Genomic DNA, 19,206 nt, shown 5'->3' with positions numbered 1-19,206 from the left:
TATATCTGCCGCGTTCCACACTGCCAAGCGCAACGGCTGAAGGAGGGCCCAAAAAGGCCGGACTGTGGTGCCGGCTTGCATCGCTCCCAAGCGAGGGGCCCAAAATGCCAACGACCACAAACAAAGGGTGCGCGTACATCCGGCGCAACCGCTCTGCCGTGGTCGTCTCGGTGCCGGAGCCGTTACAGCTCGACGTCACCGTCCCGACCAAGATGGGGCGCCTCGGCTGGATTGCAAGGGGCCCCGGCCGGCCTAGTTCGGAACCTCACGGACCACGGGTCCGCGCACGGCCGGAGCCACCGGAACCGTCTGCACCGGGGTTGGCGGCACCTCGACCTTGGCCGGCTGCATCTGACGGGCCATCGGCCCGACGGGAACATAGTAGAAGGCTGCCGCAAGCACGGCAGCGGCGACAATCGCCCCCAGCAGGCCGCCGACCGATTCCGCTCTCATTGCCATATCTCCCCTTCCCGGCCCGTGCCCTGGATACACGAGGCTCCGGAGCACGGGAAGAGTGACGGCGCAACAGCGCCGAACTGGTCAGAACTGGCCCGGTTGACTATCGTCTCCCTACCGCAACACCCTCACCAATCAGCATCGGAATCGATCCGTGAGCAAAGCCCCTGCACGCGCCTCGCAATCCAAGAGCCACATCTACATCGGCATCGGCGGCTGGACCTTCGCGCCCTGGCGGGGCGTGTTCTATCCGGACAAGCTGCCGCAGTCGAAGGAGCTCGAATACGCCGCCTCGAAGCTGACCTCGATCGAGATCAACGGCACCTATTATGGCTCGCAGAAGCCGGAGAGCTTCCGCAAGTGGGCACGCGAGGTGCCGGACGGCTTCATCTTCTCGCTGAAGGGGCCGCGCTTCGCCACCAATCGCCGCGTGCTCGCCGAGGCCGGCGATTCCGTGAAGCGCTTCTACGACACCGGCGTGCTCGAGCTCGGCGACCGGCTCGGCCCGGTGCTGTGGCAGTTCGCGCCAACCAAGAAGTTCGACGAGGCCGATTTCGGCAAGTTCCTCGAGCTGTTGCCGCGCGAGCTCGACGGCCGCAAGCTGCGTCACGTCGTCGAGGTCCGCCATGACAGTTTCTGCGTCCCCGGCTTCGTCGCACTGCTGCGCGAGTTTGCAACGCCGGTCGTGTTCGCCGAGCACGGCAAATATCCGGCGATCGCCGATGTCGTGGGTGACTTCGTCTACGCCCGACTGCAGAAGGGCAATGACGAGCTTGCGACCTGCTATCCGCCGAAGCAGCTCGACGCCTGGGCGAAGCGATTGCAACTGTGGGCCGGCGGCGGCGAACCGGACGACCTGCCACGGGTTGACGACAAGCCGACGAAAAAGATGCCGCGCGACGTGTTCGCCTATGTCATCCACGAGGGCAAGGTACGCGCGCCGGCTGGCGCGATGGAGCTCATCGAGCGCGTGAGCTGAGGCAGGAGGCGCATGATGGCCAAGAGCAAGACCCTGTTCACCATCGGCTATGAGCACACGCCGGCCAAGGCCGTGCTCGATGAGTTGCAGGCCGCCGGCGTCAAGCTGCTGGTCGACGTGCGCGCGGTGGCGGCCTCGCGCCGGCCGGGCTTCTCAAAGAGCCAGCTCGCTGCCGGGCTCGACGAGCGCGGCATCGGCTATGTGCATCTGCGCGGGCTCGGCACGCCGAAGGAGGGCCGCGAGGCCGCCCGCAGCGGCCATTACGACACGCTGCACAAGATCTACAGCGCGCATCTGAAGACGCCGCAGGCGAAGGAGCAGATGGACGAGCTGGCCTCGCTCGTGAAGAGCGCCGGTCCCGTCTGCCTGCTCTGCTACGAGCGCGACCACGCCCATTGCCACCGGCAATGGATCGCCGAGATCATCGAGGACCGCGATCAGGTCAAGGTGAAGAACCTGGTCGCGCAGCAGGTCTGACGCCTCACTCCACCGCGCAGGTGAAGGATGACGCCTGCTCGATGTCGCCGCTGACATATTTGGCGAATTTCGGCCACGGGCACAGCGGCCGCGTCCGCTGCGGGCTCCATGTCGATGGGAGCTCCTTGTTGGCCGCATTGACCGAGGCCGTGATCGCCTCCGGCGTCTTGCCCTTTTCGACCCAGTCCATCAGCGCGCCCAACGCATCGAACTTCTCCAAGGTGACGCCGCCGCCGCAATGGGTCTCGCCGGGCAGCGCAAACAGCCGCGCGAACGTATCGGCCTTGCCCTGCACATTGGCATTGAGCTTCTCGTACCAACGGACGGTGTCGTTGATCGAGAACACCGGATCGGCCTGGCCGTGATAGATCAGCATCTTGCGCGCGCCGCCCTGGAACGCCGGCAGGGTCGGGTTGTCGACCGCGGGCGGGGCCATGAAGTCCATCGCAGACTCGGTAAATGGACCTTCCTTGGCGTAGATCTTCGGTGCGTCCTTGTCGAAATCATAAGTCTGCAGCTTCTCGACCAGCTTATCGGGCGAGCCCTCGATCTCGACCGGCGGCGTCGAGAAGATGTAGTTGAGCGATGCGCCGCCCATGGTGGCAATGATCGGAAGGTTGTTCCACGGCGCCACCGGGCTCTCGACCTTCCAGGCGCGCCAGTTGCCGGTGCCGACCCCACCATCCACCGGCCAGTCGGAATACAGCGGCTCGCCCTTCGAATTGTGGGGACCCGCGAAGACTTTCTTCAAAGCATCGACCTTGGCGGCCGGCAGGCAGGCCTCGGTCGCACCAGCGGCGCAGCGGAGGCTGTCGAAATTGAACGCTTTCTGGCACGCCTTCAGGTTCGCCGTCAGCCCATCCTTGGCGCCGTCGAGCCCGTCGCAGACCTCCGTGATCTTGGAAGCGATCAGCTTGGCATCCTCGCGCGTGATCGACCTGCGGATGTCGGCATCGGCCTTGGTCAGCGCCTGCACGTCCCAGGCGTGCTGCACGGCAGCGCGCGGCAGGTTGAAGCCGGGATTGCCGACCAGAAAGCCGTCATACTGCTCGGGCATGCGCTCGGCGGCCACCATGGTGTGGCGGCCGCCATTGGAACAGCCGGCGATGTAGGAATAGTCCGGCTTCCTGCCGTAATGCGCCGAGATGATCGCCTTCGCGATCGGCGCCAGCGTGATGTCGGCCGAATAGCCGTAGTCGCGGCGCGCCTGCGGATCGAGCCCGAAAGCTGAGCCGGACGCAAGCCCGCGCGGCTTGTTGGCGGGATCGTTGCCGGAGTGGCCGCTGTCCGACGACAGCACGGCAAAGCCGCGGGCGAGCGGCGTCACACCGCCACCGACGAGACCGTCGGCCTTGTCGCCGAGCGCCGGCACCACGACGCCATCATTGCCGCCATTGACCTGGTGCAGGAAGCGGCCGTTCCACGTCTCCGGCAGCCGCATCTCGAACTGGATCGCATACGCATGGCCGTCGACGCCGGTGCGCTCATTGACCTTGCCGGACAGAATGCAATGCCGCGGCAGCCCGTCCGCGGCCTCCTGCAGCTTCGATCCCGTCAAGGTCAGCCCGGGGACCTTCAGCACCTCGGCCGTCACCTTGCTGCAGGCAACATCCTCAGCCCGCACCGCCTCCAGGCCGGCTGCGCACACGATGCCTGCTGCGGCCAAAAACGACGCCCCGGTTCGGATCATGCGTTCCCCCTGATGATGCTTTTCGTTGGGGGCAGTTAAACGCGGAGGCCATCCAATGTAAATCTCCGACATCGCGCGACGGGGAGCCTGCGTCAGTGCAATTGCCAGATCTCGAACGGTCGGTCGTAGCCGCGCACCGACACCGCGCCGTGGAAGACGGCGTCGCGCGCCCCGTCGCCGGCCGCCTGCCGCACCTCGCTCGAGATCAGGAGCTGCGAATCGAACTCCTTGTTCAGCGCCTCGAGCCGCGAGGCGAAGTTCACGGTGTCACCGATGACGGTGTACTCTTTGCGCCGCGGCGAGCCGATGCTGCCGGCGACCACCTCGCCGAGATGAAGACCGATCCCGATCCGCAGCGGCCAAGACGACATCGCGTTGACGCGCTCCATCGCGGCCACCATCTCGCGCGCAGCCATGACCGCCTGCACGGCGGCATCACGCGACTCGAACGGCGCGCCGAACAGCGCCAGGAAGCCATCGCCGAGGAATTTGTTGACGATGCCGCCATGACGCTCGAGGATCTCGACCAGCACCGCGAACGCGCCATCGAGGCGATCGACAACCTGCTGCGGCGTCTTCGACCGCGCCGCCGCGGTGAAGCCGCGGAAATCGACAAACATCACCGCGACCTCACGGATGTCGCGCGCCTCCGCCGTCCCCTCCTTCATCAGGCGCTCGACGACCTGGGGCGAGACGTGCTGGCCGAACAGATCGGTGACCCGGTCGCGCGCCGACGCGGCCTCGATGCTCGCCGCGAACTGGCGTCGCAGCTGCACGCTGACGGCACCGGCGAGCATCCCGCACAACAGGATGATGAAACTGCGCTCACCGTGATAGTAGATCTCCGGATTCTGGCTGAGATCGATCGAAGGCCGATCGATCAGTGCCACCGCCAACAACTCCACCGCGGCGACGAGGCCGGTGAAGCTCGAAAGCCAGAAATCGAGACGAAGCGTCGAGAGAACGATGAAGATGAAATAGACCAGCGGCACGCCGAAGCCCAGCGCCTTGTCATGGCCGATGCCCTCGATCTGCAGGATGAGGACGAACGTTGGCAGCGAGGTCTCGACCAGGGCGCTGACATAGCGCCAGATCACCGGCACGTCCCGGCCGTGGCGGATGTCCGCCTTGATCCTGAACAGGATGAGAGTCTCGAAGCTGATGAATGCGACGATGATCGCGTAGACGTAGAGGACCCCGATCCGGCTCGGCCAGATCCACTCCGAGATCCTGGGCTCGAAGATTTCGACCAGCACCGATATCACGAGAAACAGAGCCGCAGTGGCGATCAGCGCCCTCACGCGCAGCAGCTCGGTGTTCAACGTCTGACGCATCAGCGCCTGGTCGAACTCGGCCGGCGCTCCCGCCGGCGCTTCGTTCGCCTGTCCTCCTCCCACGATCTGCATCTTGCCTCAGCCGTTCCTGCTCCCAGCCGCCATTGTGCCTCAATCGAGGGTGCGGCGGAAGCGCAGGACGGCGACCGTCATCGCGAACAGCATGAGACCGAACAGGGCGACCGTATCATGCTGCAGGTTCTGGAGCGTCGAGCCCTTCAGCATGATGGCGCGGACGATGCGCAGATAGTGCGTCAGCGGCAGGCATTCACCGAGCACTTGCGCCCATTGCGGCATGCCGAGGAAGGGAAACATGAATCCGGACAACAGGATGCTCGGCAGGAAGAACATCATCGAGAGCTGCATTGCCTGCAGCTGGTTCTGCGCCAGGGTCGAGAAGGTGTAGCCGATCGAGAGGTTGGTCGCGATGAACAGAGTCGACAGCAGCGCCAGCAGCAGCAGGTTGCCCATGATCGGAACCCCGAACAGCAGGACGCCGATGCCGATGATGATCGTCGCCTGCAGGAAGCCGACCATGACATAGGGGATGATCTTGCCGAGCATGACCTCGACCGGCTTGATCGGCATCGACAGCAGGCTCTCCATCGTGCCGCGCTCGATCTCGCGCGTCACCGAGAGCGCGGTGAAGATCAGCATGGTCATGGTCAGGATGGTGCCGACCAGGCCCGGCACGATGTTGAGCCGCGACGAGGCCGCCGGGTTGTAGCGCGCGTGGGCCCTGATCTCGAACGGGGTCGTGACGGGATTGCCGGCGTAGAGATCGTGCGCGAGCGCGGTCTGCACGATCATGCCGAGCGAGGACAGCGCCGATGACGCCGCGACCGGATCGGTCGCGTCGGCCGCAACGAGCAAGGCCGGCCGGTCGCCGCGGCGGACCGCGCGCTCGAAGCCGCGCGGGATCTCGACGCCGAACAGGACCTTGCCGGACAGCAGGAGATCGTCGAACTCGGCGACGCTGCTGACCTCCCGGGTGAAGCGGAAATAGGCGGTGTTCTCCATCGCCTTCAGGATCGAGCGTCCGAGATCGCTGTCCTCCTGCAGCAGCACCGCCGCCGGCAGATGATGCGGCGTGGTGTTGATGGCGTAGCCGAACAGCATCAGCTGCATCACCGGGATCATCACGATCATCGCGAACGAGACCCGGTCGCGCTTGAGCTGGATGAACTCCTTGACCAGCATCGCGTAGGTGCGCCGCCAGAAGCCGAAGCGGGACTCGGGAGATGCCTGGTGGACGGCCGCGTCGCTCATTGGAAGTTGTCCCGTGAGCGGTTCATCAGGTCGATGAAGACGTCCTCGAGCGAGGGCTCGGCGGGCTGCCAATGCAGATCAGCCTTGTTGCGCCAGGACGCGATCGCGGCGTCCAGCGCGTTGCGGTCGCGGCCGGACACGTGCAGGCTGGTGCCGAACGGCGCCACCATGTCGACACCCGGCTTGCCGGTGAGATCAGCCGCGAGTTCGCGCAGATCATCGCCGCTCACCGTGTATGTGGTAAGCGCCGATTGCGCGATCACCTCGGAGACCGTGCCGTGCGCCAGCAGATGACCATAGGCGATGTAGGCGATCTCGTGGCAGCGCTCGGCCTCGTCCATGTAGTGGGTCGAGACGAGCACGGTCAGCCCTTCGCCGGCGAGCGCGTGGATCTCGTTCCAGAAATCGCGCCGCGCCTTGGGATCGACGCCGGCTGTAGGCTCGTCGAGCAGCAGCAATTGCGGGTTCGGCAGGGTGCAGGCCCCGAGCGCCAGCCGCTGCTTCCAGCCGCCCGACAACTCGCCGGCGAGCTGCCGCTCGCGGCCGGCAAGCCCGAGCCGCTGCACCATGTCGCGCGCGGCCTGGCGCGGATCGGGCATGCCGTAGAGGCGCGCGACGAATTCGAGGTTCTCCCGCACCGACAGGTCCTGATAGAGGCTGAAGCGCTGCGTCATGTAGCCGACCAGGCGCTTGATCTTGTCGGCATCGCGGCGGATGTCGAAGCCGAGGCAGGTGCCCTCGCCTCCGTCGGGTGTCAGCAGGCCGCACAGCATCCGGATGGTCGTGGTCTTGCCCGAGCCGTTCGGGCCGAGAAAGCCGTAGATCGAGCCGCGCTTCACCTGCATCGACAGATCATGCACGACCTCGCGGCCGTCAAAGGATTTGGTCAATCCCTGGACGTCGATCGCGATCTCGGCGGGACCCGTTCCGTTCATTGCTTGTCCGCCACCGGGGTCTTCGGATCAGGCGTCTTGGAACGCGGATAGATGCTGACGGGTTGGCCGACGCGCAGTGCATCCGGCCGCGACGGCCGCGCCTGGATCAAATAGACGAGCTTGTTGCGCTCATCGAGGCTGTAGATCACCGGCGGTGTGTATTCCGCTGAGGTCGCGAGGAAATAGACGCGTGCCGTCAGGTCATCAGCGCAATTGTCGCAGGTGACGCGGACCTCGTCACCGATGGCGAGTTTCGGCAGATCAGGCTCGGGCACGTAGAAGCGCAGCTTCATGTTGCCCGGCGGCATGATCGACAGCACCGGCCGTTGCGCCGCGACCATCTCGCCCTCGCGGAAGTAGATCTGCTGGATGGTGCCCGCGACCGGCGCCACGCCCTTGCGCCTTGCCAGCCGCGTCTGCGAGGTCACGAGATGGGCCTCGGCGACGCGCAGCGCCGAAACGGCGGAGTCGAGCGTCGCCTGCGTCCCCGCGCCCGTCTTGCTCAGGGCCGCGGCGCGGTCATAGGTCTGCTGCGCATTGGCCAGTGTCGCCTTGGTCTGGTTGAGATCGGCCTGTTGCAGATCGTCGTCGACCGAATAGAGCGGATCGCCGACCTTGACCACGTCACCCTCATGCACGTTCAGCTTCGTGATCCGGCCCGCTTCGTCCGGACTGACGAAGATCATGTCGGCCTCGACCCAGCCTTGATAGCCGGGATCGCGCGCCTCCTTGCAGCCGTTGAACGTGAAGGCCGTGACCAGCACGGCAAGGCAGTGCAGCAGGCTCATGTCGGCCTCCTCGCGCCAAAGATCAGATCGAGATGGGTCTGCAGCATCGCTTCGGCGTCGAGCGGCGCATGTCGTTCGAACAGGCTCTTCCAGAGCACCGCAACCATCATCGGCGCGATCATCAGTTGCGGATGTTGCACCAGCTTGGGCTCGCGGATCTCACCGCTGACGATCCCGATCTGGATCAGGGCGCGCATGGCCGCGAGACCACGGGAAACGACCTCGCGGTAGTAGAAGTCGGCAATCGCGGGAAAACGGGGCCCCTCTGAAATGATGAGCCGCACGAGATCACCGCGCCGCGTGCCGGCGACCTCCTGGAGGAACATCCGCGCCAACCCCTCGACCATGTCGCGCACCGAGCCGCCGGCCGGCGGCGGCGCGGCAAGACGGCCGACGAAGGGCACGATCGCGGTCCGGATCAATTCCTCGAACATCGATTCCTTGTCCTTGAAATGCAGATAGATCGTGCCCTTGGCCACGCCGGCCCGCTTGGCGATGTCGTCCAGCCGGGTCGCCGCGAAACCGCGGGCAATGAACTCGTCCATCGCCGCTTGCACGATCGCCGCGCGGCGCTCGGCGGAGCGATCCGCCCGGCGCGACGTGGCAGCTCCCGCGTCCGCTGTCTTGACGGCCTGAACTCTGCGCTCGGACAATTTCGAAGGTTTCGGCATCGGACAATTATGACTGACTGGTCAGTCAATGTAAAGAGGCCTCGCGGAGGCCGGTCTCGGCACGCGTCAGGAGGCCGTACCCGACAGCGCGCGGCCCCCCGTCAGACGACGCCGGCCGCGATCACGCACAGGATCTGATGTAAGGCCGATTGATCTCCCAGAGCTCGTCCACGATCTGGCGCGCAGCGGCGGCCGAGTTGACCACGGGATCGATGAGCAGCGCCTGCAACGCGAGATCCTTGGAGGCAGTCATGGCCGCCTGCACCGCCAGCTGCTGGACCTGAACCTGGACCGACATCAGCTTGGCGACGGCATCTGGAAGCGGGCCCAGCGACACCGGATGGATACCGACGCGATCCGCGACAACGGGCACTTCGACGGCGGCCTCGGCAGCCAGGTTGGGAATGACGTGACGGTTCAGAACGACGCCGGATTCGATGACCTGCTTCCGATCGTGCAACACCGAGCCGATCACGGTGACCGCGCGCTCTCCGGAGGGCATTCGCCACCAGTCCGGCATGCCGGCCCTGCCCGCCAGGACCTCGTCGATCTGCCGGATCAGCTTGGCCCGCTCCGCCTCGTCCCACGCGAAGTCGTACCCGCTCTCGCCCGCTTCCCAGCCATAGGCGAGATACTCGCCGACATGGCTGTCGCCGCAGCCCAGCCAGAAGCCGAAGTCGCGCAACAGCGCCCGCGTCAGCGGCGCAACCTTGGGGTCGTGGCTCCCAGCCTTTTCGCGGAGCAGTGGATAGAGATCGGCCCCGCTGTCGCGATCCCGGATCTGCATAAGACATTGGAAATGGTTGAGCCCGGCGCCCCACACCTCCACGCGCTCCTCGGCCAGTCCCAGAATGGAAGCCACCTGGCTGCGCGCAATGAAGATGCCGTGGCACAAGCCGATATGCGCGAGGCGGCTGTGAAGCCCCAGCGCGAGGATGATGCGGCTCTCGGGATTGGAGAAGTTGATGAGCAGCGCGTCCGGACAGCGCCGCTCCATCTCGCGCACGAAGTCGAATACGACCGGCAAGGTGCGCAGCGTGAAGAACAATGCGCCCGGCCCGCCATTCTCGCCCAGCGTGTGACGGATGCCGTATTTGCGCGGCACCTCGAAATCGAGCTTCCACAGGCGGTTGCGGTCAATCGCGGTGGCATGGATCACGAAGCCGGCGCCGTCGAGCGCCGCGCGCCAATCCGTGGTCGCCTCGATCTTGAGGCCGGCGCCGGAGAGGTCGTTGAGCAGCCGGGCCAGTGCTTCCGACCGGGCAAGCCGGATCGGGTCGCGGCCGACCAGCACGAGCGTAGAACCCGCGAGATCATGCGTCGAAAACAGGTCCCGGAACACGCTGAGTCCAAAGGACGCGCTGCTCGCGCCGAGGAAGACGATCTTGGTGACGGCTGCCATGAACAATTTGTGCCAGCGCCGCGCGTCCCCATTCCTGATCCAGATCAAACCGCCGCCCCAATGTTCGGCACGGCGGCGCGTCAATCGGTCTTGCTGATCAGCCGAAGTCGAGCACCACGCGACCGTCGATCTTGCCGGCCTTCATGCGGTCGAACACGGAGTTGATCTCCGACAGCGGCGCCGAGGTCACCTCGGCCGTCACCTTGCCGTCCGCGGCGAAGGCGATGGCCTCGTCGAGATCACGCCGGGTGCCGACGATCGAGCCGCGCACGGTGATGCGCTTCAGCACGACATCGAAGATCGGCGTCGGGAATTCGCCCGGCGGCAAGCCGACCAGGCTGACCGTCCCCTTGCGGCGGACCATGTGCAGCGCTTGGGCGAAAGCCGACGTCGACACCGCGGTGACCAGCACGCCATGCGCGCCGCCGCCGGTGATTGCGATCACCCGCTCCACGGCATCCTTGTCGAGCGCGTTGACGGCGTGCTCGGCGCCGGCCTCCAGCGCGAGTTTCAGCTTGTCCTCGGCGATGTCGAGACCGATCGCCTTCAGCCCCATCGCCTTCGCATACTGGATTGCGACATGACCGAGACCGCCGACGCCGGAGACCACCACCCACTCGCCCGGCCGCGTGTCGGTCTCCTTCAACCCCTTGTAGGTCGTGACGCCGGCGCAGAGGATCGGGGCGATCCTGGCGAAGTCCACATTGGCCGGCAGGCGCGCAGCGAACGCCGCGGATGCGATCACGTATTCCGCGAAGCCGCCGTTCACGCTGTAGCCGGTGTTGTGCTGGTGCTCGCACAAGGTCTCCCACCCGGTCTCGCAATATTCGCAGCGCAGGCAGGCATCGTGCAGCCACGCCACGCCGACGGCATCGCCGACCTTGAAGTCGGTGACGCCGGGCCCGAGCGCCGCGACGATCCCGGCCGCCTCGTGACCGGGGATGAACGGCGGCACCGGCTTCACCGGCCAATCGCCGGAGGCGGCATGAAGGTCGGTGTGGCAGACGCCGCACGCCTTCACCCTGACCAGAAGCTCGCCCGGCCCCGGCGCAGGAATCGGAACGTCCTCGATGACCAGCGGCTTGCCAAAGGCTTTGACGACGGCGGCTTTCATGGTCTGCATCTGTCTGCTCCTCATGTCGCGGCGCAAACTAACGACGGCGGCGTATTCCAGTCTTGATCGGCATCAAGCCGCGCCGCTGCATGAAGTAACAGTTTGATGACAGCGCAATGTGCCCGTGGCTGTCAGGCGTGAAATTTGAGTCCGTCGACGACCTTGTCGACCAGCTTGCGCTCCGCGCGAAACGCCAATCCCACCAGATTGAGATCGGCGCGCGCCACCGCCTTCACGGCATCACGGTTGGCCTCGTCATGCGTGGTCTTGAACATGTCCTCGGTGTAGAGCGCCGGCTTCACGCTGCGCGACAGCGCCCGATCCAGAGCACGCGCCAACGCTGCACGATCCGGCGCGCCGTAGATCAGGATCGGCTGCCCGATCAACGCGTGATACAGGGTTGCCGAGCCGTCCTCATAAGGCGCGCCGATGCATTCGGGAAATGCCGCGGCGATGCCGCTGGAAAGAAACGCCGCGACGTTGAGCTTCTGCCACGCCTCGAGATCGTTGCGGATGATCAGCGCGATCTTGGTGTCGAATTGCATGTCACTTCCAGAGTTCGATGTCATCGAACGCTCAGAATAGCCGAGCCGCTCTCGAGGTGAAGCATCGAAATGAAAGCGCGGACGAGAGACATCAGGCTCAGATCAGCCCTTGGCGTCGCACACCCAGGCGCGGATGACACATTCCTTGCCGCCATATTTGTAGCATTCCCGGGTCGCCTCGTTGAGCGTGGTCGAGATCGTCGGCCGAACAGCATAGCCGTGGGCGCCGCAGGGATTGGTGAGATCGACCGCGAACGCGGCGCAGGCCTTCTTCATCGTCACCGCGGTGCAGTCGCCCTTGCACTGCTTGAGCGCCGCAGCCTTGGCGAGATGCTCCGCCGGATAGTCGAACGCCTGGCCATAGGCGGCGCACCGGCCAATGGCGAACGCGCCGGCTGCATGCGCCGGGCTGATGGCGCCGTAGCTCGCGATGCGCGCAACGCCGACGAGAACGGTCAATCCAAATGCAAACAGCGCGACACGGCGCGCAGCAGTCGAAGCGATCACTTTTTCCTCCCCCGAGGCCCAATGTCGGCAAATCTAGCCGGGGGTCGTTGAAACTTGGTGAATGGGAGGTTGAGGGCGGGCTACGCTGGCTCAGCCGCGCCGGGCGGCTTCCAGCGCCTGCGGCGTGTCGATGTCGAGGAAGGCGCTGTTGCCGTCGACCGGCACCTCGGCGACGGCCTCGGTGTGCTTGGCGATCAGGTGCCGCGCGCCGACGTCACCGTCCAGCGTCATCAGCTCGGCGAAGAAGCGGCGTGACCACAGCACGGGGTTGCCGCGGCGTCCCTCGGACACAGGCACCACGATCAAATTGCCGCGATCAGGCGCGAACGCGCCGATCAGACGGTCGAGCAGATCCGAGGACACCATCGGCATGTCACCCAGGCACACGACCGCGCCATCGACGCCCTCAGGCACCGCGGCAATGCCTGATTTCACCGAGCTGGCGAGGCCGCCGGCGAAATCCGGGTTGCGGACGAAGTGGACGTTGAGGTCTGACAGCGCCTGCTCGACCAGCTCGGCCTGATGACCGGTGACGACGATGACCTCACCGGCCTTGGAGGCCAGCGCCTGCTCGGTCACGATGCGCACCAGCTTCTTGCCGTCGAGCTCGGCCAGCAGCTTGTTCGGCCCTCCCATGCGGGTCGAGCGTCCCGCAGCCAGCACGACCGCGGCGACCTTGCGTTCGCCCTCGGCCTCCGGCTTGGCGCGCGGCTGCGGCCGTGTCACGATCTCCATGAGGAGTCCGCCCACGCCCATGGCCGTGAGCTCGGCGCGGGTGACCTTGATGCCGGCGAGCAGCCGCATCAGCACCCAGTCGAAACCGTTCTCCGCCGGCGAACGGGCGCAACCGGGGGCGCCGAGCACCGGCACACCGGCGGCGCTACCGATCAAGAGCAGATTGCCGGGATCCACCGGCATGCCGAAATGCTCGATCGCACCGCCGATGCCGGTGATCGCGGCGGGAATGACGTCGCGGCGGTCGGCGATCGCGGACGCGCCGAACACGATGACGAGCTCGGCGCCCAGCGCCAACAGCTCCCTGATCGCAGCGGCCAGTGCGGCCTGCTCGTGCGGCACGCGGCGCTCCGCGATGATGGTGGCGCCGGCCGGCGCGAGCCGCTCTGCGGTGACGCGCAGCGTCTTGTCGATGACCTTGGGCGCGAGCCCAGGAAGAAGCGTCGAGACGACGCCGACGCGCTTGATCACATAGGAGGCGATGCTGAGCGCGCCCCTGCCCGCCGCAGCGACGGCGGCATCGCGCAGGCGGCCTTCGACGCCGAACGGGATCAGCTTGACGGTGCCGACCATCTCGCCTTCGACCACCGGCTTGAAGGCCGGCAAGGTCGCAAAGGTGATGGCCTCGTCGACTCCGTTGATGCGCTCGACGGCGGCGCGGTCGATCATCAGCACGCCGGCCTGCGCCGCGAACAGATTGGCGCGCCCGGTGAAGGCGCGATCGACGTGAATGCCTTTGCCTGCGACGACCTTCGCGACGTCGGCAGCCGCCTCGTCCTCCGAGACATCGCCCGCCTCGAGCCGGACGACCACGATCTCCTTGACGCCCTCTCGGGCCAGCGCCTCGACCTCGGCGGGACCGATCAGCGTGCCCTTCTTCAGCACCAACGATCCCTTGCGCAGGGTGTGCACGGTCACCCCGCCGATCGCTTCAGTCGGACTGGCAGGACCGAACTTCATGCCGCCTGCTCTTTCTCCTTGGCCGGCAGCCGCAACGTGGCGGTGATCTCGGCCATGATCGAGACCGCGATCTCCGACGGCGACACCGCGCCGATGGCGAGCCCGATCGGCGCATGGATGCGGGCGATGTCGGCGTCGCTGGCGCCTTGGGCGCGCAGGCGGTCGCCGCGCTTGGCATGCGTCTTCCGTGAGCCGAGCGCGCCGATATAGAAGCAGTCGCGCGAGAACGCGTGCAGCAGCGCCGGATCGTCGATCTTCGGATCATGCGTCAGCGCGACAAAGGCCGTGTAGTGATCGACGTTGAGCGGCGGCAGGGCCACGTCGGGCCATTCGGCGATCAGCGGCACGTCGGGGAAGCGCTCGGGGCTGGCGAAGGCCGTGCGCGGATCGACGACGGTGACGTCATAGCCGAGCGACTTGGCGATCGGTGCCAGCGCTTGGCTGATATGGACGGCGCCGATGATGACGAGCCGCGCCGTCGGCGCGTAGACGTTGAGGAACAACCGCTTGCCGCCCACCTCGACCATGCCGCTCTTGCCCATCCGCAGTTGCGTTGCGAGCTCGTTGCGCAAGGGATCGGCGGCGATGTCGGCGGCCTTGACCAGACGCTGCTCGCCGGAGGCGACGTCGGTGACGAGAATGGCCGGGCGGCGCGCGGCGCGCTCGGCATTGAGCTCGGCCAGTGTTCCCAATTGCATCGGTCAGCCCACCTTCTCGACGAACACACGGATGGTGCCGCCGCAGGACAGCCCGACGTTCCAGGCGGTCTCGTCGGCGACGCCAAACTCCAGCATCTTGGGCTGACCGCTGGAGATCACGTCCAGCGCCTCGGTGACAACCGCGCCCTCCACGCAGCCGCCGGACACGGACCCTAAGAACGTGCCCTCGTCGTTGATCACGAGGTTGGACCCGACCGGGCGCGGCGCCGAGCCCCAGGTCTCGACCACGGTGGCGAGCGCCACGCCGTGACCGGATTTGTGCCAATCCTCGGCGGCCTTGAGGATGTCTTCGTCGCGGTTGAGCATGACTATCTCCTTCTCAGGCGGCGGGCCGGATCGCGCTGCGCTGATGCGGCGGCAACGGCGACGACAGCGCCGAGATCAGCGTCCCGATCGAGGTCAAGTTATGTACCGGGCGGAATTCGTCAACGTGGGGCAGCATGGTTTTGATGCCCTGCGCCTTCGCCTCGAAGCCGGAATAGCGCAGCAGCGGATTGAGCCAGATCAGCCGCCGGCAGGAGCGGTGCAGCCGGTCCATCTCGAAGGCGAGCTTGCTGTCGGCCTCGCGCTCGAGCCCGTCGGAGATCAGGAGCACGATCGCGCCCTGCCCGAGCACGCGGCGCGCCCACTGCTTGTTGAAGGTCTGCAGCGAGGTCGCGATCCTTGTGCCGCCGGCCCAGTCCTCGACATTGGCCGAGCAGCTCGCCAGCGCCTCGTCGGGATCGCGCTGGCGCAGCGCCCGCGTCACGTTGGTCAGCCGCGTGCCGAACAGGAATACCGAGACGCGCTTGCGCGCATCGGTAATGGCATGCAGGAAATGCAGGAACAGGCGGGTGTACTCGCTCATCGAGCCGGAGATGTCGAGCAGCGCCACGATCGGCGCCGGCTTCTCGATCCGCCCCAGGCGATGGAAGTTGATGATCTCGCCTTCGGTGCGCAGCGCCTGACGCAGCGTCTTGCGCATGTCGATTCGACGGCCGCGCGGGTCCGCGGTGTGGCGGCGCGTTTTCAGCTCGGCCTGCGGCAGCCGCATCTTGGCGATGGCGCGTGCGACCTCGGCGATCTCCGCCGCGCTCATCTGCGCAAAGTCCTTCTTCTGAAGCACCTCGCGGTCGGACACCGCGAGCCGCAGGTCCTGCTCCTGCGCCTTCGGCTCCTCATGGGTCTGCGGCTGCGACATCGCCTCCTGCACCCGGCGCGAGGCCGGCGGCGGCTTCTTCTTGGCGTGGTCCGGCAGCGGCACCGAATCGAGCATCGACTTCCATTCCTCGGCGGGACGGAAGAACAGGTCGAAGGCCTGGGCGAAGATCAGCGCATGCTCGTGGCGCTTGACGAAGATCGATTCGAGCGTGGTGAAGACGTCCGCCCGCTTGCCGATGTCGATCACTTCGAGCGCGGTCATGGCATCGATGACAGCACCCGGACCGACCGGAAGGCCGGCGGCGCGTAGCGCCCGCGCGAAGCCCGCGATGTTGTCGGCGATGCCGCCGGTCGGCGGCGCGAGGTGATTGATGGGCGTGGGCATCGGTCTATCCCCTCGTCATTCCGGGACGTGCCTCAAACTGAGTTCATCATTCCGGGGCAACCCAAAGGGCTGAGCCCGGAATCCATACTCACGGTCGTGGTTATGGATTCCGGGCCTGCGTGCTGCGCACGCATCCCGGAATGACGACCTTCGCTGTGGCGCGACCGCGGCTCAAGTCTCGCTGGTCGCGTCCTTGATCGCCTTCTGCAACGCATCCCCCTGCATGCGGGCGATGTCGTCCTGATACTTCAACAGCGCGCCCAGCGTGTCGCCGACGACCTCGGCATTCAGCGAACGCGCATCGAGCTCGGTCAACGCCGTGGCCCAGTCCAAGGTCTCGGCGACCCCTGGCGACTTGTAGAAGTCCTGGTCACGCAGCGCCTGCACGAAGCGCACGATCTGCTGCGACAGCCGCTGCGAGATGCCGGGCAGCCGGGTCTTGACGATGGCGAGCTCGCGCTCGGCGGAGGGATAATCGACCCAGTGATACAGGCAGCGCCGCTTCAGCGCGTCATGGATCTCGCGAGTCCTGTTCGAGGTGATGATGACGATCGGCGGATGCGGCGCCTTGACGGTGCCGAACTCCGGGATCGTGACCTGGAAGTCGGAGAGTATCTCCAGCAGATAGGCTTCGAACGCCTCGTCCGCGCGGTCGAGCTCGTCAATGAGAAGAACCGGCGCGCCTGCGACATCCGGCTCCAGCGCCTGCAGCAGCGGGCGCTTGATCAGATAGCGGTCGGCGAAGATGTCCGACGTCAATTGATCGCGGTCGACCTCGCCGCCCGCTTCGGCCAGCCGGATCGCGATCATCTGCGCCGCTGAATTCCATTCATAGACGGCGGAGGCGACGTCGAGACCCTCGTAGCACTGCAGCCGGATCAGCTTGCGGCCGAGCGCGGCCGACAAGACCTTGGCGATCTCGGTCTTGCCGACGCCGGCCTCGCCCTCGAGGAACAGCGGCCGGCCCATCCGCAGCGACAGATAGGTCACCGTCGCCAGCGATCGCTCGGCCAGATAGCCGCGCGAGGACAACAATTCGAGCATCGCGTCGACCGATGCTGGCAGGGCCGGAGCACTCATGGGCGAGACCGCTTCCTTCCTCACGCGTCCGTCACGAAGCCGGAGCCTCCGGTTCGGCGGCTCCCTCCGATGCGGTTGAGGCCTTGGCGCCGGCATTGGCCGCATCCACCGCGCGGCGCGCCAGCACACCGATCAGATGGGCGCGATATTCGGCGCTGCCGTGAATGTCGCTGTTGAGGCCTTCGGCCGAGACCGAAATTCCCTCCAGCGCCTTCGGCGAGAAACGCTTCTGCAGCGCTTCCTCGAAAGCAGTGACGCGAAACACGCCATTGCCGCCGGCGCCGGTCACGGCGACGCGCACGTCCGAGGGACGACGGGCGACGAACACGCCGACCAGCGCATAGCGCGAGGCCTGGTTGCGGAACTTCACGTAAGCGGCCTTCTTCGCCAGCGGAAAGCTCACCTTGGTGATGATCTCGTCCGGCTCCAGCGCGGTCGTGAACAGCCCGAGGAAGAACTCCTCGGCCTTCAGCTTGCGCTTGTTGGTGACGATGGTGGCGCCGAGCGCGAGGCATGCTGCCGGATAGTCCGCGGTCGGATCGTTGTTGGCAATCGAACCGCCGATGGTGCCGCGATGGCGCACCGCGGGATCGCCGATCAGGCTCGCCAGATGTGCGAGCGCCGGAATGGCCTCGCCGACCGTTGCGGAGTTGGCGACGTCGGCATGACGCGCCATCGCGCCGATCACCAGGTTGCGGCCTTTCACCTCGATCGTATCGAGCCCCTCGACATGGGAGAGATCGACCAGATGCGGCGGGCTCGCGAGCCGCTGCTTCATGACCGGCAGCAGCGTGTGGCCGCCGGCGACCAGCTTGGCGTCTTCGTTCTTGGTGAGGAGATTGGCGGCCTGGCGCACGGTCGCCGGCCGATGATATTTGAATTCGTACATGGGGAAATGTCCTGTGCGCAGCGGGCCGACTGGGGCGAGGTCAGACGTTTAGGCGAGGTCCGATTTGGCCATCGCCTTGGCGCCGGCGGCGATCGATTGCACGATGTTCTGATAGCCGGTGCAGCGGCAGAGATTGCCTTCCAGCTCCTCGCGGATGGTCTCTTCGCTGAGCTCATGTCCCTTGCGATGGACGAGATCGACCGCGGTCATGATCATGCCGGGCGTGCAGAAGCCGCATTGCAGGCCATGGTGTTCGCGAAACGCTTCCTGCATCGGATGCAGCGGCGCGCCGTCGGCGGCGAGCCCCTCGATCGTCCTGACCTCATGACCATCGGCCATCACGGCCAATGTCGTGCAGGACTTGACCGCCTTGCCATCGAGATGGACGACGCAGGCGCCGCATTGCGACGTGTCACAGCCGACATGGGTGCCGGTGAGGCGCAGATTCTCGCGCAGGAACTGCACCAGCAGCGTCCGCGGGTCGACGTTCGCCGTGACGGGATTACCGTTCACAATCATGGAAATCTTGGCCATTCAGGACTCTCTATTATCCGCGCGACAGCGTTGCACTGCAGCGCAGCCCAGCAAAATCAGTCGAAAACCATCATATGGGCGCTCCCGGCGGCGGGCAACCTCGCCCCCGGCCGCGCATGGGTCGGTTGCGGTCAGCCTTGAACGGCCTTGGCGAAGTTGGCGAAGAATTCGTCGGCGAGTTTCTTTGCGGTGCCGTTGATCAGCCGCTGGCCGAGCTGCGCCAGCTTGCCGCCGATCTGTGCCTCGACATTGTAGGTCAACAGCGTGCCACCGTCCTTGTCCGCCAGCGCAACGACCGCACCGCCCTTGGCGAATCCCGCGACGCCGCCCTCACCTTCGCCGGAGATCTTGTAGCCGTTCGGCGGATCGAGATCGCTCAAGGTGACCTTGCCCTTGAAGCGCGCGGAGACCGGTCCGACCTTCATCTTGGCGACGGCGCGGAAGCCACCGTCCTCGGTCTTCTCCAGTTCCTCGCAGCCGGGAATGCAGGCCTTGAGCACCTCCGGATCGTTCAGCTTGGCCCAGACCTGCTCTCGCGGAGCGGCCAGCTGGACCTCGCCCGTCATCGTCATTGCCATGTGCATCTCCCCCGATTGG

The 19,206-nt window shown here is 66.0% G+C and carries 21 protein-coding genes; 2 read left to right on the top strand and 19 right to left on the bottom strand.

Features of this window, described 5'->3' with window-relative positions:
- Positions 1-252 precede the first annotated feature (252 nt).
- Positions 253-453, bottom strand: a complete 201-nt coding sequence (locus tag QX126_RS05885) for a hypothetical protein (protein ID WP_315737437.1) — start codon at positions 451-453, stop codon at positions 253-255.
- A 157-nt stretch (positions 454-610) separates the two neighbouring features.
- Here QX126_RS05885 and QX126_RS05880 point away from each other — a divergent pair, with 157 nt between their 5' ends.
- Positions 611-1,435, top strand: a complete 825-nt coding sequence (locus tag QX126_RS05880; protein WP_315759254.1) for a DUF72 domain-containing protein — start codon at positions 611-613, stop codon at positions 1,433-1,435.
- A 15-nt stretch (positions 1,436-1,450) separates the two neighbouring features.
- Positions 1,451-1,912, top strand: coding sequence for a DUF488 domain-containing protein (locus QX126_RS05875; RefSeq protein WP_315779835.1), 462 nt, complete (start codon positions 1,451-1,453; stop codon positions 1,910-1,912).
- A gap of 4 nt (positions 1,913-1,916) precedes the next feature.
- On the opposite strand, the gene QX126_RS05870 is transcribed toward QX126_RS05875, so the two are convergent.
- The 18 genes from QX126_RS05870 to QX126_RS05785 form a co-directional block, all read right to left on the bottom strand.
- Positions 1,917-3,602, bottom strand: a complete 1,686-nt coding sequence (locus QX126_RS05870; RefSeq protein ID WP_315779833.1) for a tannase/feruloyl esterase family alpha/beta hydrolase — start codon at positions 3,600-3,602, stop codon at positions 1,917-1,919.
- 92 nt (positions 3,603-3,694) lie between these two features.
- Positions 3,695-5,008 carry an adenylate/guanylate cyclase domain-containing protein gene (locus QX126_RS05865; protein WP_315779831.1) on the bottom strand — a complete coding sequence of 438 codons (1,314 nt, stop codon included), beginning with the start codon at positions 5,006-5,008 and terminating at the stop codon, positions 3,695-3,697.
- A gap of 39 nt (positions 5,009-5,047) precedes the next feature.
- On the bottom strand, positions 5,048-6,205 hold the full coding sequence (locus tag QX126_RS05860; protein WP_315779829.1) for an ABC transporter permease: 1,158 nt from the start codon (positions 6,203-6,205) through the stop codon (positions 5,048-5,050).
- A complete protein-coding gene (locus QX126_RS05855; protein WP_315779827.1) occupies positions 6,202-7,140 on the bottom strand; it encodes an ABC transporter ATP-binding protein in 939 nt (312 codons plus the stop codon). The genes QX126_RS05860 and QX126_RS05855 overlap by 4 nt, the downstream gene beginning before the upstream one ends.
- Positions 7,137-7,928, bottom strand: a complete 792-nt coding sequence (locus QX126_RS05850) for an efflux RND transporter periplasmic adaptor subunit (protein ID WP_315779825.1) — start codon at positions 7,926-7,928, stop codon at positions 7,137-7,139. The genes QX126_RS05855 and QX126_RS05850 overlap by 4 nt, the downstream gene beginning before the upstream one ends.
- Complete coding sequence (locus tag QX126_RS05845) at positions 7,925-8,599, bottom strand: TetR/AcrR family transcriptional regulator (protein ID WP_315779823.1); 675 nt, start codon at positions 8,597-8,599, stop codon at positions 7,925-7,927. Before QX126_RS05845 ends, QX126_RS05850 begins: the two co-directional genes overlap by 4 nt.
- 121 nt (positions 8,600-8,720) lie before the next feature.
- The gene (locus QX126_RS05840; protein ID WP_315779821.1) at positions 8,721-10,001 is read right to left on the bottom strand and encodes an alpha-glucosidase/alpha-galactosidase; all 1,281 of its coding nucleotides are present in this window, start codon (positions 9,999-10,001) and stop codon (positions 8,721-8,723) included.
- Between the two features lie 97 nt (positions 10,002-10,098).
- On the bottom strand, positions 10,099-11,124 hold the full coding sequence (gene adhP, locus QX126_RS05835; protein ID WP_315779819.1) for an alcohol dehydrogenase AdhP: 1,026 nt from the start codon (positions 11,122-11,124) through the stop codon (positions 10,099-10,101).
- 122 nt (positions 11,125-11,246) lie between these two features.
- Positions 11,247-11,660 carry a DUF2000 family protein gene (locus tag QX126_RS05830; protein WP_315737426.1) on the bottom strand — a complete coding sequence of 138 codons (414 nt, stop codon included), beginning with the start codon at positions 11,658-11,660 and terminating at the stop codon, positions 11,247-11,249.
- Positions 11,661-11,762: 102 nt separating this feature from the next.
- The gene (locus tag QX126_RS05825; protein ID WP_315737425.1) at positions 11,763-12,167 is read right to left on the bottom strand and encodes a DUF4189 domain-containing protein; all 405 of its coding nucleotides are present in this window, start codon (positions 12,165-12,167) and stop codon (positions 11,763-11,765) included.
- Positions 12,168-12,257: 90 nt separating this feature from the next.
- Positions 12,258-13,862: a molybdopterin-binding/glycosyltransferase family 2 protein gene (locus QX126_RS05820; protein WP_315779818.1), complete on the bottom strand. Its 1,605-nt coding sequence runs from the start codon at positions 13,860-13,862 to the stop codon at positions 12,258-12,260.
- The gene (locus QX126_RS05815) at positions 13,859-14,560 is read right to left on the bottom strand and encodes an XdhC family protein (RefSeq protein WP_315779817.1); all 702 of its coding nucleotides are present in this window, start codon (positions 14,558-14,560) and stop codon (positions 13,859-13,861) included. Before QX126_RS05815 ends, QX126_RS05820 begins: the two co-directional genes overlap by 4 nt.
- A 3-nt stretch (positions 14,561-14,563) precedes the next feature.
- Positions 14,564-14,887: an XdhC family protein gene (locus QX126_RS05810; RefSeq protein WP_231326115.1), complete on the bottom strand. Its 324-nt coding sequence runs from the start codon at positions 14,885-14,887 to the stop codon at positions 14,564-14,566.
- 13 nt (positions 14,888-14,900) lie between these two features.
- A complete protein-coding gene (locus QX126_RS05805; protein ID WP_315779814.1) occupies positions 14,901-16,106 on the bottom strand; it encodes a VWA domain-containing protein in 1,206 nt (401 codons plus the stop codon).
- Positions 16,107-16,277: 171 nt separating this feature from the next.
- A complete protein-coding gene (locus tag QX126_RS05800) occupies positions 16,278-17,186 on the bottom strand; it encodes a MoxR family ATPase (protein WP_315737420.1) in 909 nt (302 codons plus the stop codon).
- A gap of 31 nt (positions 17,187-17,217) precedes the next feature.
- Entirely contained in the window at positions 17,218-18,075 is an 858-nt protein-coding gene (locus QX126_RS05795) for a xanthine dehydrogenase family protein subunit M (RefSeq protein ID WP_315776746.1), read from the bottom strand.
- Between the two features lie 48 nt (positions 18,076-18,123).
- On the bottom strand, positions 18,124-18,609 hold the full coding sequence (locus QX126_RS05790; protein WP_006612357.1) for a (2Fe-2S)-binding protein: 486 nt from the start codon (positions 18,607-18,609) through the stop codon (positions 18,124-18,126).
- Positions 18,610-18,740: 131 nt separating this feature from the next.
- Positions 18,741-19,187, bottom strand: coding sequence for a carbon monoxide dehydrogenase subunit G (locus QX126_RS05785; protein WP_315759237.1), 447 nt, complete (start codon positions 19,185-19,187; stop codon positions 18,741-18,743).
- Positions 19,188-19,206 lie beyond the last annotated feature (19 nt).

The organism is Bradyrhizobium sp. SZCCHNPS1003, from assembly GCF_032381555.1.
Taxonomy (GTDB): Bacteria; Pseudomonadota; Alphaproteobacteria; order Rhizobiales; family Xanthobacteraceae; genus Bradyrhizobium.
The sequence above is the reverse complement of the archived record's forward strand: the minus strand, read 5'-3'. Positions and strand labels throughout refer to the sequence as shown.

What these genes read in the sequence shown, in the direction of transcription:
- QX126_RS05885 (WP_315737437.1), bottom strand. Translation starts at nt 453, where the DNA reads ATGAGAGCGGAATCGGTCGGCGGCCTGCTGGGGGCGATTGTCGCCGCT.
- QX126_RS05810 (WP_231326115.1), bottom strand. Translation starts at nt 14,887, where the DNA reads ATGCTCAACCGCGACGAAGACATCCTCAAGGCCGCCGAGGATTGGCAC.
- QX126_RS05860 (WP_315779829.1), bottom strand. Translation starts at nt 6,205, where the DNA reads ATGAGCGACGCGGCCGTCCACCAGGCATCTCCCGAGTCCCGCTTCGGC.
- QX126_RS05870 (WP_315779833.1), bottom strand. Translation starts at nt 3,602, where the DNA reads ATGATCCGAACCGGGGCGTCGTTTTTGGCCGCAGCAGGCATCGTGTGC.
- QX126_RS05815 (WP_315779817.1), bottom strand. Translation starts at nt 14,560, where the DNA reads ATGCAATTGGGAACACTGGCCGAGCTCAATGCCGAGCGCGCCGCGCGC.
- QX126_RS05875 (WP_315779835.1), top strand. Translation starts at nt 1,451, where the DNA reads ATGGCCAAGAGCAAGACCCTGTTCACCATCGGCTATGAGCACACGCCG.
- QX126_RS05790 (WP_006612357.1), bottom strand. Translation starts at nt 18,609, where the DNA reads ATGGCCAAGATTTCCATGATTGTGAACGGTAATCCCGTCACGGCGAAC.
- QX126_RS05785 (WP_315759237.1), bottom strand. Translation starts at nt 19,187, where the DNA reads ATGGCAATGACGATGACGGGCGAGGTCCAGCTGGCCGCTCCGCGAGAG.
- QX126_RS05845 (WP_315779823.1), bottom strand. Translation starts at nt 8,599, where the DNA reads ATGCCGAAACCTTCGAAATTGTCCGAGCGCAGAGTTCAGGCCGTCAAG.
- adhP (WP_315779819.1), bottom strand. Translation starts at nt 11,124, where the DNA reads ATGCAGACCATGAAAGCCGCCGTCGTCAAAGCCTTTGGCAAGCCGCTG.
- QX126_RS05850 (WP_315779825.1), bottom strand. Translation starts at nt 7,928, where the DNA reads ATGAGCCTGCTGCACTGCCTTGCCGTGCTGGTCACGGCCTTCACGTTC.
- QX126_RS05855 (WP_315779827.1), bottom strand. Translation starts at nt 7,140, where the DNA reads ATGAACGGAACGGGTCCCGCCGAGATCGCGATCGACGTCCAGGGATTG.
- QX126_RS05830 (WP_315737426.1), bottom strand. Translation starts at nt 11,660, where the DNA reads ATGCAATTCGACACCAAGATCGCGCTGATCATCCGCAACGATCTCGAG.
- QX126_RS05805 (WP_315779814.1), bottom strand. Translation starts at nt 16,106, where the DNA reads ATGCCCACGCCCATCAATCACCTCGCGCCGCCGACCGGCGGCATCGCC.
- QX126_RS05840 (WP_315779821.1), bottom strand. Translation starts at nt 10,001, where the DNA reads ATGGCAGCCGTCACCAAGATCGTCTTCCTCGGCGCGAGCAGCGCGTCC.
- QX126_RS05795 (WP_315776746.1), bottom strand. Translation starts at nt 18,075, where the DNA reads ATGTACGAATTCAAATATCATCGGCCGGCGACCGTGCGCCAGGCCGCC.
- QX126_RS05800 (WP_315737420.1), bottom strand. Translation starts at nt 17,186, where the DNA reads ATGAGTGCTCCGGCCCTGCCAGCATCGGTCGACGCGATGCTCGAATTG.
- QX126_RS05820 (WP_315779818.1), bottom strand. Translation starts at nt 13,862, where the DNA reads ATGAAGTTCGGTCCTGCCAGTCCGACTGAAGCGATCGGCGGGGTGACC.
- QX126_RS05865 (WP_315779831.1), bottom strand. Translation starts at nt 5,008, where the DNA reads ATGCAGATCGTGGGAGGAGGACAGGCGAACGAAGCGCCGGCGGGAGCG.